The following is a 16,234-nucleotide window of genomic DNA, read 5'->3' as shown; positions in this document are numbered from 1 at the left end:
TCAGTAACTGAAATCTGGAGAAAGTGAATATGTATACATCTAATGATTTAACCCTCTCAATGTTTTACTCATCTGCCATTGCTGAGGAAACTGGTAATAAAGTCGCAACGCTCACCGTTCAAACCATGGGGCCATCAGCGGAAATTTTACAAATCAGTAAGTTGCACTGTATTACTGATGAAAATAAAGCGAAACGTTATAGTATTGGCGAGCAGTTTATTGCTAATGGCTCCGACTCTCTTCTCGCCGCTATTGAAACCTGGTGGCGTGATAATTCTGCGGCTCTCATTGAAGAGTTAATGATTGAAGTTATGGATTTTATTTTGAGTAATGTTAACCAAAATGCAACCTGGATTGGCCAGTATGGTATGAAAATTTTTGAAAATGAGCCGGTGGCAAAACGTATCCCTGATAGCGTATTACAGAACGGCAGCCACACAAATTCCTGAAAAGTGATGTGGTGTTAAAGCGTAATCACTATGGCGCAACAATAAGTCATAATTAAACAAGCTATTCGCATTGATAAAATGCATTCAAATATTTAAATATCAATAATGGAGATATTATTATGGGTTTTGCTCTGCCTAATGGCTCAACCGTTTTTGTTGGTTCCGGTCTTGGTTCTCCCGTATCTGTGAGTACGGTTTCCAATGCTGAAGGTGCGGTATTTACCGTTGCTGAAAATCATAACCTTAAGGTTGATGATGTCGTGCTGATTTCTTCGGGTTGGGGTGTAATCGATGGTTTAGTTGCCAGAATCACCGCACAAACAACAAATAGCGTAACCATTTCGGTCATTAACTCCAGCGACCGGAATTTTTTCCCGGCTCATGCCGGTGGCGGGAAATTACAGAAAATCACGGAGTGGACTGAGATTCCACAGATTACGGAAGTCGCGCAGTCGGGTGGTGAACAGCAGTATGCACAGGTACAGTTTCTGGCAGACGATCGCCAGCGTAATATTGGCACCTTTAAGGCGGCTAAAAACCAAACCTTTACCTTAGCGCATGATGCTTCTTTACCGATCTATAAAGTATTGGGCATGGCGGATCGCTACGGCCAGGTGTTACCGCTACGCATGTTTGTGCCTAATGCGAAGGAGTATCGCTATTGGTCTGGCGTTCCGTCATTTGATCCGCAACCAGTGACCGCGGTGAATAGCGTTGAAACCGTACAAGTCGCGTTCTCCATTCACTCTCGGGATATTACTTTCTACAAATCGGAAGATTAATCGTTCTCCTTATCTGTGGAACATAAATTAAATTCAACTGGGCTCCTGCGGGAGCCTTTTTTAAGGGTATTTATGAGCGCTATTTTCAAATTACAACCTAACCCTGTTTTTAAAGCTGATGTTGCTATTCCTCGTGCCGGTGAAGAAGACGGAGTGCTGAATTTTACGTTTAAGCATCGGCCAATAAAAGAACTGGCAGAGCTAGAAGATATTGACGAAAAAACGGTCTGTGATTTCTTACTGGAGATCGTCGACGGCTGGGCATTATCTGAACCTTGTACGCGAGAAAATATGGGCGTGCTGGTAGATAACTATCCGGGGGCCGTTAAAGCAATAATGGCTACTTATTATCAGGAGCTGACGGGAAATCGCGAAAAAAACTGATTGCGGTTGCCTCTGCATTCTATACGCCTGAACCATCAGCGGATGAGCTAAGCGCATTCGGTCTGACAGCCGAAGACTATGACGATATTGTCATCAACGTCTGGCCCGATATCTGGCCTGCGTTTGTGGTCTTTCGCACGGCCAGCACGCAGTGGCGCACCAGTCCAGGAGGGGTTATCGGTCTGGACTACAGTGTCCTCGCATGGCTCATGAGGGTTTATGATATAGCTGATGAGGTAACCGCAATAAACGATATTCAGGTAATGGAACGGGTGGCCTTGAATATCCTGAATAAACTACAGAACTAGCCTGGGTTTTAGCAGAAGTATGTTCACATTATTAATCAATGTAAACCAGATAAGTAGTTGGTTTATTCTTTCAGGAGATAATCAATGGCGGGTGATACAACAATAACACTGCGCATGAATAACAGTGAACTGGAAAAAAGCAATCAGCTTCTGGATAAATATCAACAGAAAGTAACTGTCGCCAGCCGTAAAAGTGAAGAGTTTAATAAGACTTTTCGTGCTGCAACAGATATCCAGAAAAAGCATACGGATGGCCTGAAAAGGTTAATACAGACGTTACCCCTTCCTCCAGCCAGAATGGGACCCATACTACAGGATATGGTAAAGAAATCTGAGGATGAGACCTACAATATAACGTCAGGCTCTAAAAGTTACTGGGATTCACTGGCAGGAATAGGTAGCCCTCCAAAAGAAGAACTGGGTAATACGCCAAAAGTTTTTCGCCCAGGCGCAAATATGGAAGAGCGTTCTGACGATGATACGGAAAAAGGGGGGAAGAGCGATTGGCTCGGCGGTTTAATGGCAGGAGCCAAAGAGGCGTGGGATAAATTCCTTAAGGATGGAGAAAACGTTCATGGCAAGCTTAAGGATTTAGCTAAAGACGCCTTCAGCTCAATGGGAAACTCGCTGGTGGAATATATAACCACAGGAAAGGCGAATTTTAGTGATTTCCTGATGACCTTTCTGAAAGGGACGCTGAAGATGCTTAGCCAATTATTGTTGGTAAAAGCCATGCAGGCTTCCTTTAACGCGATGTCGAATTCCGGCATTGGCTGGGTAGTATCCATCGGTAAAGTTTTCACGGGCCACTCCGATGGAGGCTATACCGGAGACGGGGGTAAATATGAGCCGAGAGGGATTGTTCATGGCGGCGAATTTGTTTTTACCAAAGAGGCGACCTCGGCGATAGGGATTGGCAACCTTTACGCCATGATGCGCGGTGCGCAGGGGTATGCGGGCGGCGGCTATGTGGGAACGGCATCAATGCAGGGACTGGGTTCTTCAGGCGCAGGGCCACTGACCATTCAGACCTCAGTACTTATTCAGAATCAGGGCTCAGAACCGCAGGCGGCCGACAATAACGGCGCGTTAAATCGCGCCTGGCAGCAGACGATAGACCGTTCCGTTCGCGCTGGCGTGGCAAATGAATTGAGGCCTGGTGGCCTTATCTGGAATGCAAACCACGCACGTTAATTTTTTGATTCCCGGAGAAGATATGGCAATAGAAACCTTTACCTGGCGAACGCAAATACAAGCGGGTTTGCAGGGGGATTTTAATTTCACCGTTCGCGAGGCTCGTTTTGGCGACGGATATCAGCAGATCGTCGGCGATGGTCTACATTTTGAAAAACAAAGCTGGCCAGTGACCTTGACCGGAGAAAAGGAAGAGATATTAGCCGTGCTTGAATTTATGCGGCGTCATGTAACGAAGTCGTTTATCTGGGATACCCCTGCGGGGGAATCCGGGCTTTATCGTGTTAGCGCCGATTCACTAAAACTTTCGCCATTATCGAGTCAGATAATGACGGTAACCGCCACATTTAACCAGGCATATGCACCATGATTACAGCTGATTATCAAAAACTTGAACCCGGGAGTGAAATACGTTTACTGGAAATTGATGGCAGCGTCTTTGGCATGGATGATGTCTTATATTTCCACGGGCACAGTATCGCCCATAGCGAAGCTGAAATCCAGGCTGCTGGAGGGGACGAAACGCGTTTGCCTGCAAAATCCATTTGGTGGCAGGGCAATGAATATATGCCATGGCCTTGTATTATTGACGGGATTGAATCCTCTACCAGCGGTCGGGACGCGCAACCATCGCTGAAGGTGGCAAATATTGATGCTTCGATTACCGCGCTGTGCTTGTATTACGATGACCTGGTTCAGGCGAAAGTCACCATTCACGATACGCTGGCAAAATATCTCGACGCACGTAATTTCCCTGAAGGTAATGCGAGAGCCGACCCCACGCAGGAAAAACGAAAAGTCTTCTTTATTGATGCCAAAAGTGAGGAGACCAATGAAGCGATTGAGTTCACTCTTGCCAGTCCAATGGATTTGCAAGGAATAATGATCCCAACGCGTCAGCTGCATTCTATCTGTACCTGGTGTATCAGGAATAAATACCGCAGCGGCGATGGTTGTGATTATACAGGTCAGCGATATTTTGATAACAATAATACACCTGTTACCGATCCGGCGCTGGATGTTTGTAACGGCACTTTGTCGGCCTGTAAATTACGCTTTGGCGAAGACAATGAGCTGCCTTTTGGTGGTTTTCCCGGCACATCTTTAATTCGGAGCTAACATGCGCCAGAAAGTTATCAGGGCTATTCAGGTGCATGCTCAGGAGCAATATCCTCGAGAATGCTGCGGTGCGATTGCCCAAAGGGGGCGGGTAGAGCGCTATTTCCCCTGTCGTAATATTGCCGATGCCCCACAGGAGCATTTTGTTCTTGCGCCGGAGGATTATGCACGGGTAGAGGATTGGGGCACCGTAACGGGGATCGTCCACAGTCACCCCGACGCGACGACCCAGCCAAGCGAGTTGGATAAGGCTCAGTGTGACGCGATGTTGTTACCCTGGCATATTTTCAGCTGGCCGGAAGGCGATTTTCGTACCATTTATCCGCGAGGAGAATTGCCGCTGCTGGAACGTCCGTTCGTGCTTGGCCATTATGATTGCTGGGGACTGGTAATGAGCTATTTTCGCCAGCAGCATAATGTTGAGTTGACGGATTATCGTGTGGATTATCCGTGGTGGGAAGATGGCTACCCTGATAACTTTTATCATGATTGTTGGTATGAATGTGGCTTTCGCGAGTTTGATGGCCCGCCGCAGCCGGGAGATATGATTATCATGCAGGTACAGGCAAATAAGTGGAATCATGCGGGTATTCTCCTTGAGGGAAATATGCTGCTGCATCACCTGTATGGTCATTTAAGCCAGCGAGTGCCGTATGGGGGATACTGGCAGGAAAGAACGGTGAAAGTTTTGCGCTATCATATTAATGATAATGCGTTGACTAATGAAAAAATCTGAAAGACGTTGGGATTTTAAATCACCCGATATGAAATGCGTTAGCAAGTGAATGTGATTCAACATCAGAGGGCTGGACTTGCTCTCGAGTCAACTCAGCGTACGATATTATCAATGGCGGAATAGATGCTTATGATTTATTCATAATGTCTGCTGCAGATGGAGTATTTATGCAAGAACATATGGTCAGAATAGAGTTGGGCGGTATTCTTGGTAAGAAATTTGGCAAATCTCATTGTCGGATGGTGGCAACGGCATCTGAAGCGATAAGGGCTTTATGTTGTACTATCAATGGATTTGAAAAATTCATGAACAACAGCAAAGCTATGGGATTAACCTATGCTGTTTTTAAAGGAAAGAAAAACATTAGCGAGGATGATATTCCTTTCCCCATCAACGATAAAGTAATACGAATTGTTCCTGTCGTTATTGGTAGTAAAAAAGCTGGCGTGCTACAGACGATATTAGGTGTTGCATTGATCGCGGTCGCTTCAATCGCCACTATGGGCACTGGAGGGATATTCGCCGCGATTGCTGCCGGCTCCGGGTGGGGAAGTGCCGCAATGCTGGGGGCCTCAATGGTACTTGGTGGTGTTCTTCAGATGCTTTCTCCTCAGGTTCCAGGTTTAGCCAGTCAACAATCTCCTGAAAATAAAGCCTCCTACGCATTTGGCGGGGTCACGAACACCACCGCTCAGGGATATCCGGTACCGTTGTTATACGGCAAGCGGCTTATCGGCGGGGCAATTATTTCAGCGGGAATTTATGTAGAAGACCAGCAGTAAAATATCCGGCTTCTCTCATTTCAGACCACCTTTGAGGTGGTTTTTTTATGGACAAAATATCTATGACACAGCATCTCATTAAAGGTTGTAAGGGCGGGAGTTCAAGCCCGCGTACCCCAACGGAACAGCCTGATGATTTACAGTCTGTTGCGAAAGCAAAAATTCTCATTGCGCTGGGCGAGGGTGAATTTGCCGGTGCGCTTACCGCAAAAGATATTTACCTTGATGGTACGCCACTGGAAAATTCCGACGGCTCGCAAAATTTTAGCGGTGTCGCCTGGGAGTTTCGACCGGGAACTCAGGCACAGAATTACATCCAGGGGATCCCCGGTTCAGAAAATGAAATTAATGTAGGAGTGGAAGTCTCCAGCAAAACGGCCTGGTCCCGCTCTTTTAGTAATACCCAGCTTTCCGCCGTCCGCCTGCGCTTAAAATGGCCATCTTTACTGAAACAGGAAGATAATGGCGATCTGGTAGGGAACGCCGTCAGCTATGCCGTTGATTTGCAAACCGATGGTGGTAGCTGGCAGACGGTGCTGGAGAGTGCGGTAAGCGGAAAGACCACTTCCGGCTATGAACGATGCCACCGCATTGATCTCCCCCGGGCGACGACGGGTTGGGTTTTGCGCCTGCGTAAGGTCACGGAAGACGCAAATACCTCAAAAACTGGCGATGTTATGATGCTGCAAAGTTATGCTGAGGTGCTTGATGCAAAACTACGCTATCCCAACACGGCCCTGCTTTACGTTGAATTTGACTCTCGTCAGTTTAATGGCTCTATTCCAAAAATTGCCTGCAGTCCTCGCGGGCGGGTGATCCGCGTTCCTGATAACTATGACCCGGAGACCCGCCAATATTCAGGCATCTGGACCGGAGCATTCAAATGGGCGTGGACGGATAACCCGGCCTGGATTTTTTACGATCTGATCGTCAGCGATCGTTTTGGCCTGGGGAATCGTCTTACCTCAGAAAATATTGATAAATGGACGTTGTATCAGGTAGCACGATATTGCGATGAACCCGTCCCCGATGGTAAAGGTGGGGAGGGTACCGAGCCGCGCTATTTATGTAACGTCTATGTTCAGGATCGCAACGATGCCTATACGGTGTTACGCGATTTTGCGGCCATTTTCCGTGGCATGACCTGCTGGAGTGGCGATCGGGTGATTGCTCTGGCGGATATGCCTCGTGATATTGATTACACCTACACCAGGGCTAACGTCATCAATGGTCGTTTTCACTATGCCAGCAGCAGTAGCAAAACGCGCTATACCAACGCGCTCGTCTCATGGTCTGATCCAGAGAATGAGTATGCGGATGCGATGGAGCCGGTTTTTGAGCAGCCGCTGGTCGCCCGCTATGGATTTAATCAGCTAGAACTTACGGCGATTGGCTGTACCCGTCAGTCGGAGGCCAACCGTAAAGGGCGTTGGGGAATTCTGACCAACAATAAAGATCGCGTAGTGACTTTTTCAGTCGGACTGGACGGTAATATTCCACAACCCGGCTATATCATTGCGGTGGCGGACGAAATGCTGGCGGGAAAAGTCAACGGTGGCCGTACCCGCGAAGTGGATGGCTGCGTTATTACGCTCGATCGTAAAACGGAAGCGAAAGCCGGGGACCGTCTGTTATTGAACCTGCCATCGGGGGGGACGCAAGGCCGAACCATTGAGAGCGTCGATGGACACGTCGTCACCGTCACCGCTGAATATGCCGAAAGACCAGAACCGGAATGCGTATGGGCCATTGAGTCTGACTCTCTGAGGGTCCAGCAATATCGTGTTGTGGGTGTTAAAGATAATAACGATAGCACCTTTACAATTTCCGCAGCCGCTCACGATCCGGATAAATACGCCAGGATTGATTCCGGTGCGATTATTGATAGTCGGCCAATCAGCGTTATTCCTCCAGGGAAGCAAAGCGCGCCAGCTAATATCGTTGTTGAGTCTTATTCCGTGGTTAATCAGGGGATTAGCGTTGAAACGCTGCAGGTTCACTGGACGGCAGTACAGAATGCCATTGCTTATGAAGCCCAGTGGCGCCGCAATGAAGGCAACTGGATAAACGTGCCCCGGAGTTCCGTTGCCTCGTTTGATGTCAGCGGAATTTATGCCGGCCGATACATCGTAAGGGTGCGCGCTATCAATGCCGCGGAAGTGTCGAGCGGCTGGGCATATTCGCAAGAGAAAACGCTGACCGGCAAAATCGGCCTGCCTTCGGCACCTGTTTCGCTGACCACAACATCCCTTCTGCATGGCGTTCAACTAAACTGGGCGTTCCCGGAGGGAAGTGGCGATACGCAAAAAACCGAGCTGCAGTACAGCCCAAATCCAACCGGCAACGGCGCGATGGCGCTTTCTGACGTAACGTATCCGGGAAACTCGTATCAGCAGATGGGCCTGCAGATTGCGGCGACGTTCTGGTACCGGGCACGCATTGTCGATCGCCTTGGTAACGAAAGTCCGTGGACCGTCTGGGTGCAGGGGATGGCCAGCGACGATATCGGGGAGTATTACGACAAGCTGACCGATGCAATTAAGGACACCGAAGCCTGGCAAGAATCTCAGCGGGATATGGAGGAAACCCACAAAACGCTGACGGAAACCGCTGATGCCATCCGTGAAGAGGTCGAGCAGCAGGTTAACGAAATAAACCAGAGCATTAATGAGACCGCCGGGGGGATCCGTAAGCAGGTTGATGGGCAGATAGCGACGGTCAATAAGTCGATAACAGAGAATATTGACCTCGTTAATCAGACCCTCAATGACACCATCTCGACAGTAAACAAAAGCATCAACGATGCTGTGAGTGATATTAATACTTCCGTCGACCAGCAGATAGCAGATGTCAATAAAGCCCTGACTGCGGGGGACTCGGCGTTAAAATCCCAGCTGCAGACGGTTGAAAACGGCCTGAAACAGTCCATTGCTCAGGCAAATACGGGCTGGGATAAAGCGGTAAAACAGGAGACCGCTGACCGCATTGCGGACGTCAACGCGAAAGCGGCGCAGGCGGCAGACCAGCTGCTCAATGAAAAAAATGAGCGGGTGGCCGCCATCGATAATCTGCAGACAATTATTCAGGATGGCGACGAGTCACTGGCCCGTCAGATCGCTGAAATCTCTGCCGGTAGTGGGCAGCAGTTTGATTCGTTCAGTATCTGGTACTTCGATAAAGACAATGAAGGGTGGACCGAGGACGATGCCGGTCAGGTGCCGATGCAAATCACGGACGAAGGCTGGCTGAAATCATCGAACAGCACCGCCTCCTGCCGTTCGCCAAACGGGCAAAAAATCCCGGGTTCCTCCTATCGCACCGTCATGCTGCGTATTAAGCGCGTGGGTAATCCGGCATGGAAAGGGCGGCTTTACTGGATTGGTACAGAGGAAACCGGCTGGAGTGATGCCCGCTCGGTGACTATCGCCGAGCAGGAGTTTGATGGCGAGGGTATCAGCGTGGTGGCCATTTCCGACGTGAACTGGAACGCGTCCGGCACGGTTCGCCGTTTTCGTCTCGATCTGGCCCAGGGGCAGAATGCCGACAACTATTTTCTGATCCACTGGATATCCGTTGGGCGCCCGGCGCCGGCAGCAAGTACGGCGGCCCTGCGTAATGAGGAGATGGCGCGGACGCAAGCGGATGAGGTAGAGGCGCTGAAACGTTCCACGCTGGCGGCTCAGATCAGGGGAACCTCTGACAGTAACAGCCTTGCAGACCTGCGTTCCGGCCTGCTGTATCAGGAGATGAACGCGCGTATCACCGCCGATAAAGCAGAGGTGACGGCCAGAGAATCGCTGCAGGCGCAGTTCAACGACAATAAATCCTCGGTGGCGGAGGAACTGAGCTCCCTGACGACAGCGCAGAGCGCGCAGGCCAGCAAAATTAGCGGTCTGGAAACCAGTCTGGGTAAAAAAGCCGACGCAACCGCGCTCCAGACGCTGACGCAAAAGGTCGAACAGCAGGGCACCACGTTAACCAGCCAGGGAAATACGCTGACCTCGCTGTCTAACCGCGTCGGGAAAACGGAATCGGGCGTGGCCGCAAACAGCAATGCCATTACGGGCCTGCAGTCCAGCGTCAGCCAGCAGGATAAAACGCTGACCAGCCAGAGCAGCGCCATCGCAAAGTTGCAGAACGACCTGACCACGACGAATGCCAGCGTCAGTAAAAAGGCTGATGCCAGTGCGGTCACTGCCTTAACCAATCGGGTGACCGGGACGGAAGGAAACCTGGCCACGCAGTCTGGCCAATTGACAATGCTGAAAAACTCCCTGGCTGAGGGGAGCCTGGTCAGCAATGGCGGAATGAATGTTGATTTATCCTTCTGGGAAAACTCCGGTACCGGTTCGGCGTTCACTTATGATTCGGGTGAAAAAGCCCTGAAAACCACGACTGGCTCCATTCGCGTCGCCAACGTCACGCGTATCCCCGTTGAGGCCGGACTGACTCTCACGGTCTCTTTTGAGTACCGGACTTCGGAAACGGTTAACAGCGTATCGTCTGACACCGTCGGTGTGATAGCGGATTTAGGCAATCCGATCGCCTGGTTATCGTCTATATCACCGTGGCTGAGTGGGGTAACGACCAGCTGGCAGACGAAAACCGTGGAACTGACCATTCCGGCCAATTTTACCGGGCGTTACGTTTATCTGCGATTTGCCGCCGGGGGCTGGACACCGTCAAACAGTGCACGTCTGTATATCCGTAAAGTCGACGTCTTTTCATCGACCGGGGTGTCAAAGAAAGCGAATGCATCGGCGGTAACAGACCTGACCAGCCGGGTCGACTCGGCGGAAGGGAAACTGGTCAGCCAGAGCCAGGCGATCGCAAAGCTACAGAATGATCTGACAACGACCAACGCCACCGTAAGTAAAAAGGCGGATCAAAGCGCCCTGACGTCACTGACCGGACGAGTGGAGAAGACGGAAAGCGGCCTGACTGCAGCGAATGGTAATATTACTTCCCTGACCAGCGCGATTGGTGCTGCAAAAGCTGCAGGGGATGATTATATTCCTAACCCGGCGCTTGAACCTTCCTACGACCGCATGGGTTATGACGTCGTTTCAGCCACTGCTGCGGGTGTACCTGTAGATTGCCCGTTTGCGTATGTGGTTCGCCTGGCCGGTCGCGACCATGTACCTAAAATCAACAATGTTGCGGTGACTCCGGGTGATGTTTTCGAGATGTCGGCGGTGGTTGCTTGCGGAACCGGACAGGCGGATTTTAATCTCTATATCGCTAATGCCACTTCAGCGACAGGTGGTATCAAAGCGAGACTTTCCGGCGGGAATACCAAAGTCACCGCAGCGTGGAAACGCGTGACATGGCGCTTTACGGTGCCGGCCGATACGAATTTTATGCGTCCCTTCCTGCAGGTTAATCAGAGTTCACCCTTTGGTACGGTCTGGTATGCGGCAGACTGGCATCTGCGCAACGTTACTGCAGCGCAGAGTGCACAGAAAACCGCTGATGCAACAGCAAAAGCGGTGGACTCCCTGACGACAACAGTCTCTGTGCAGGGCGATACGCTGAGCAGCATCGGTAGCCGGACCACGGCGCTGGAAAACGGTCTGTCAACGACGAATGCCAGCGTCAGTAAAAAAGCGGATGCGAGCGCGCTGCAATTGTTGCAGAACACAGTCACCGAACAGGGCAAGACGCTGACCAGCCAAGGCAGCAGTCTGACGAAGCTGGATAACAGCCTGAAGGAAACTGTCGCGGCTGTTGATGCCACAAAAGCTGATGCCGATGCTTCCCGGGCGATAGTCGGAAATCTGTTAACAAATCCGTCTTTTGAACGAGGTAAAGATGGTTACAACGGCTGGCAATCAGCGACGTCAATACTCACAGCTTCTTCGCCGCATAGTGGCACCCAAATTCTTAAAGTGGTTCCAGGCAGCAGTGTCGTCTCGTTGCTTCAGAAGATTTCGTTTACCAAAGATCGCACCTACAAAATAGGTATCTTCACGCGTGTTTCAGGTGGAACAACAATGCCGTCAGGCACCGCTGGCAATAATAAGCTGCGTATTGGCGATTCTGACGGGCCACTGAAGGAGGTTCAGTTTAACCCCGCGACGCTGCCAACGAGTTCTGTCTGGCAGGAAATTTCGGGCACATGGAAAGCCACGAAAACCGCAGTCCTTGACGTCTCGCTCATGGTGCTGCTGGCGACGGGAGAGCAGTATTTTGATGATTTCTATCTGGTAGACGTGACTGATGAAACCAATATTGCGGTCAGCGCCACCGCCATCAGCAATCTGACAAACCGGGCCAGTAGCGCTGAAGGAAAGCTTGAGAGCCAGAGTCAGTCCATCACAAAACTGCAAAACGGACTTGCCACTGCCGACCAGAATATCGCGAAAAAAGCCGATGCTTCAGCCGTCGCTTCGTTAGGCAACCGGGTTACTGAAGCTGAAGAGAAGCTGACGAGTCAAAGTGACAGTATTACCCAGCTAGAAGCTTCACTCGATAGCGCTCGCGATACCGGTGAGAATCTGGTTGAAAACTATGATTTCAGAAACCAATTAAATGCGTGGAATCTGCAGAATGCCGGGCGCATTGTGTGGGGAGCATCAAACGGGGAGGGTGCTCCCGGTGTGATAATCACGCATACGGGTGACGCAAGTAATCCTGGATTAATGTCGAATAACGCTAAATGGTTCCCGGTAAGTTCATCACGCCGGTTCCGTTTTAAGGTACGTGCAAAATTAATCTCAGGTTCAGGTGGGATTTTATGCCGCATCTTTAATTCGAAGACCGCTGGTACTTACACCCAGACGCAGGCTGTTGTAACCAGAAAAGATGGTTTTGAAACGCTGACGGTAGATATACCCGCGTTGCCGGCCACCACCACAGACGCAAGGATTGCTTTTTATGTATATCCGTCCGCGACAGTTGTTGCCGTCGACAGCATTGCCGTTTATGACGTTACCGATGAAACCGTGGGTTCGGCCAACGCCAGCGCAGTCAGTGATTTGACAACACGCGTGACCAGTGCTGAGGCGGGAATGACTTCTCAGGGGACGGCTATTACAAAGCTGCAGAATGATCTGTCAACCACCAATGCGAATGTTAATAAGAAGGCTGATGCTACTGCATTAAACGCGTTATCTAATCGTGTAACGCAGACTGAAAAGGATATCAACAGCCAGGCTGACAGCATTACCAGCCTGAACAGCACGCTGAATATTAACGCCCGCAAAGGCTCAAACCCGTGGCTGGACGGAACGTTTGAAACTTATGACGTTAATCAGAACCTGGGTGGGTCTGCGCGAGTTATTAGCGGAGTCAGCTACTCGGGCGGCAAATGCATGCGCGTGACGCGTGCACCGAACACTACCGGTAACAGCGACGACCTAATCGGTTCACGCCTTGCCATTCGCGACGCGGCAGTATTCAGGGTTGAGTTCTGGGCGATGATGCCATCCGGTGAAACCCCCTCAGGCGGCTGGGTCACCGTGGTCGGCCTCAACGTGCAAAATGATGCGGGCGCAAACTCATGGCTGGGAGCTGCTAATGTCAGCGAAACAGCGCTGGCCGGTCGTGACAAATGGGTTAAATTTTCCGGGTATGCAAAAGCCACCGCGAAAGGTGCAACCCGTGCCGTTGTTTGGATCTCTACGCGCGGGGCGAACGGCAGCAACACGCCGGGTTATAATCTGTTTATCGACGACATGGTTATTACAGATGTAACCGACGCTTACAATGCGCAGAGCACGGCAGACGCGACCGCCTCAGCTGTTGATTCCCTGACGACACAAGTCTCTCAGCAGGGTGATATCCTGACGAGTGTCGGAAGCCGGACCACCATGCTGGAAAACGGGCTGAATACGACAAACGGCAACGTCAACAAAAAAGCCGATGCTACCGCTCTGCAGACGCTCCAGAATACCGTGACGGAACAGGGCAAAACGATGGCCAGTCAGGGTAGCAGCCTGACGCAGTTGAATAACTCCCTGAATGATGCCACGGCCAGCCTGGCTGCTGATGGTAAAATTCCCGGCAACCTGATTTCCAACGGTTCATTTGAACGCGGCCAGGAGGCTTTCACAGGATGGGGAAGCGTCGGGTCCGTTATCAGTGCACAATCGCCCAACTACGGCAGCAAAATAGCGATGTGTGGTGTGGGCCTGGCCGGGATCTCTCAGAAAGTACCGGTCGTCAAAGGCAACACATATAAAATCGGTGTGTTTGCCCGTGCGCAGGGCGGTTCGGTCATGAGTGACCAGGGTAATAACAAACTGCGTATTGGTCAGTCGTCCCTGTTGTACGATCGCCAGTTCAACACCGCGAACCTTCCAACCAGTTCATCATGGATTGAATTGACCGGAACATGGAAGGCGACGGTAGACGGGATGGTCGATGTGGCGATCTACTCCTCCCTGAAGTCTGGCGCGCAGTATTTTGACGACTTCTATTTTGTTGATGTTACAGATGAAGTAAATATCGCAGCCAATGCCGGGGCCATCAGTAGCCTGACCACGCGTGTGACGAGCGCTGAAGGGAAGCTGACTAGCCAGGGTAGCAGTATCACGGAGTTGACGAACGACCTGACTACCACCATTAACAACGTTAATCACAAAGCGGATGCCGCCGCGTTGGCTGCTCTGACCAACCGGGTGACGAGTGCTGAAGGAAAGCTGGAGAGCCAGAGCAGCAGCGTCACGTCGCTGAATAACAGTATTGCGGCCACTCAGTCGGATGCCGACGCAGCAAAAGCGATTCCGGGAAATATGCTGGCGAATAACTCATTCGAGCGCAGTTTTGACGGATGGGTGAACTCAGGCTGGAGCATACTGGCGGCGCAGAACCCTAAGTCCGGAAAGTACATTATCCAGGCGACAAAGACATCCAGCGGCTCTACGGCCTGCGATCAGAACGTAAACCTGATTGCGGGGCATACATACCGCATTGGCGCGTGGGTGCGCAAGTCGGGTGACTTTGCGGTCAGCAATGCCAGTAATACTAAAATCAGCATCCGTAATAGCTCAGGGCCGCTGAAAGATATTCCGATAACAACCAGCATCGGAACCGGCTGGACGGAGATCTTTGGGGACTATAAACCGTCCTCCGATGCTGCACTGACTATTTCCCTGCGTTCCAGCCTGTCGGCCGGTTATCTGTATGCAGATGATGTATTTTGCATTGATGTCAGCGATCAAGTGGCAAATACAGCGAACGCTTCGGCACTTACTGCCCTGAATACACAGGTCAAAATTGACGGAGGAAATATTGAGGCTAATACCCGGGAGCTTAAAAGCCTGAAAGCTGATTTAGGGACCAAAGCGACGGCCAGTGCAGTGAGCGATCTGAACGCCAATGTGCAGGAAATCGACGGTACATTAAAGGCTAGCGTAGAGAAGGTAGATGGCCTGGATATAACGGTCGGAGAACTGAAGGGTAAAGTTAAGACCCAGGGAGAGACGATAGCGGATTCGGAAGGCAAAATTAACTCGATGTACTCAATTAAAGTTGAGACAAAAGGTGATAAGAGAGTTGGCGCAGGGATGGTATTAGCCAGTGATGGTTCGACAAGTGACATCATTTTTAATGCTGATCGTTTCTCTATTTTTAATGCCATCAGCAAAACCGCCGTGCCGGTGATGATTGCGGAAGGTAACGAGTTGTATATTGATTCGGCGCGAATTAAAAACGGCACGATTGATATTGCCAAAATCACAGATCGACTTTCCTCTACTAATTATGTGGCCGGATGGAGAGGCTGGAGTATTACCAAGAGCGGAAGTAGTGAATTCAATAACGTTGTGGTTCGCGGTGAAATTCAGGCTGATACAGGTACTTTAAATAATGTAGTTATTAATGAGAGTTGTAATATCCTGGGAACCGTAAGGGCTAATAAGATTATTGGAGATGTTGGCTCATGGGCAATCAATATTGCTCAGCACCGCTCCCGTCGAATTGCGAAAGCACAATGGGCCTGGTTCGATTTGCTTGCTGTTGATCGCCAGCCGTTCGAGCAACGAGTGCAGCTTTTAGGCGCGCTTCGCCAGGACGACTCAATTAATATTACGGGTGGAGGTAAATTAACGGCAGGTATGGAGTACAAGAGTTATGAAGGTGGCTCGTTGAGTATGGGTAAACTAGGGTACTGTATTCTCATGCTGGGTACCGGTGATACTTCAGGTGGTGGTCCCATGACCTGTGCGCTCTCTATTGATGGCGTTTTATATAAGCAGGAAAATGGGAGTATGGAAATTCAGTCAATGGACTTCATCGTTCCGCCAGGTACCGGCCAGACTGTTGTGCGTTATGGGTACTATCTGGACAGAAACGGTGGTATGACGGGCGTAATCTTGTCACGTTTTCACGCGTTTGTTATGCGTAATTCAAATATTATTCGAGGCGTTTCAAGTGATTAAAAGGCTAAGCTCTGTTCTAAGGTGATGATTTACCAGACCACGGATTGCGCAGTGAGTTAAATTTAATAGCCTGAAATACAAACCGAAACGGCGCCCTC

The 16,234-nt window shown here is 50.4% G+C and carries 10 protein-coding genes; all 10 read left to right on the top strand.

All coding sequences use genetic code 11. The features are described from left to right. The first annotated feature begins 29 nt into the window (after positions 1–29). The 10 genes from JLG71_RS15415 to gpJ all read left to right on the top strand — a co-directional run bounded on the left by JLG71_RS15415 (position 30) and on the right by gpJ (position 16,136). Positions 30–449 carry a hypothetical protein gene (locus JLG71_RS15415; protein WP_004850340.1) on the top strand — a complete coding sequence of 140 codons (420 nt, stop codon included), beginning with the start codon at positions 30–32 and terminating at the stop codon, positions 447–449. Positions 450–568: 119 nt separating this feature from the next. After that, on the top strand, positions 569–1,231 hold the full coding sequence (locus tag JLG71_RS15410) for a phage tail protein (RefSeq protein ID WP_004850342.1): 663 nt from the start codon (positions 569–571) through the stop codon (positions 1,229–1,231). 72 nt (positions 1,232–1,303) lie between these two features. Beyond that, the gene (locus JLG71_RS15405; protein ID WP_004850345.1) at positions 1,304–1,615 is read left to right on the top strand and encodes a phage tail assembly chaperone; all 312 of its coding nucleotides are present in this window, start codon (positions 1,304–1,306) and stop codon (positions 1,613–1,615) included. Next, positions 1,612–1,923, top strand: a complete 312-nt coding sequence (locus JLG71_RS15400) for a DUF1799 domain-containing protein (protein ID WP_032749343.1) — start codon at positions 1,612–1,614, stop codon at positions 1,921–1,923. The genes JLG71_RS15405 and JLG71_RS15400 overlap by 4 nt, the downstream gene beginning before the upstream one ends. Before the next feature lie 84 nt (positions 1,924–2,007). Beyond that, entirely contained in the window at positions 2,008–3,117 is a 1,110-nt protein-coding gene (locus JLG71_RS15395) for a phage tail tape measure protein (RefSeq protein WP_025107967.1), read from the top strand. Between the two features lie 22 nt (positions 3,118–3,139). Further along, positions 3,140–3,487 (top strand): phage tail protein, encoded by a 348-nt coding sequence (locus JLG71_RS15390; protein ID WP_025107966.1) that lies wholly within the window; start codon positions 3,140–3,142, stop codon positions 3,485–3,487. Then, positions 3,484–4,236, top strand: coding sequence for a phage minor tail protein L (locus JLG71_RS15385; protein ID WP_025107965.1), 753 nt, complete (start codon positions 3,484–3,486; stop codon positions 4,234–4,236). The genes JLG71_RS15390 and JLG71_RS15385 overlap by 4 nt, the downstream gene beginning before the upstream one ends. Position 4,237: 1 nt before the next feature. Beyond that, positions 4,238–4,972, top strand: coding sequence for a C40 family peptidase (locus tag JLG71_RS15380; RefSeq protein ID WP_004850353.1), 735 nt, complete (start codon positions 4,238–4,240; stop codon positions 4,970–4,972). Between the two features lie 167 nt (positions 4,973–5,139). Beyond that, complete coding sequence (locus tag JLG71_RS15375; protein WP_004850357.1) at positions 5,140–5,754, top strand: tail assembly protein; 615 nt, start codon at positions 5,140–5,142, stop codon at positions 5,752–5,754. A gap of 62 nt (positions 5,755–5,816) precedes the next feature. Continuing rightward, the gene (gene gpJ / locus JLG71_RS15370) at positions 5,817–16,136 is read left to right on the top strand and encodes a TipJ family phage tail tip protein (RefSeq protein WP_025107964.1); all 10,320 of its coding nucleotides are present in this window, start codon (positions 5,817–5,819) and stop codon (positions 16,134–16,136) included. Positions 16,137–16,234: the final 98 nt, after the last annotated feature.

Origin of the sequence: Klebsiella michiganensis, assembly GCF_015139575.1 — a bacterium.
Classification (GTDB): Bacteria; Pseudomonadota; Gammaproteobacteria; order Enterobacterales; family Enterobacteriaceae; genus Klebsiella; species Klebsiella michiganensis.
Note: the sequence above shows the minus strand (reverse complement) of the source record. Positions and strands in the feature narration are given on the sequence as shown.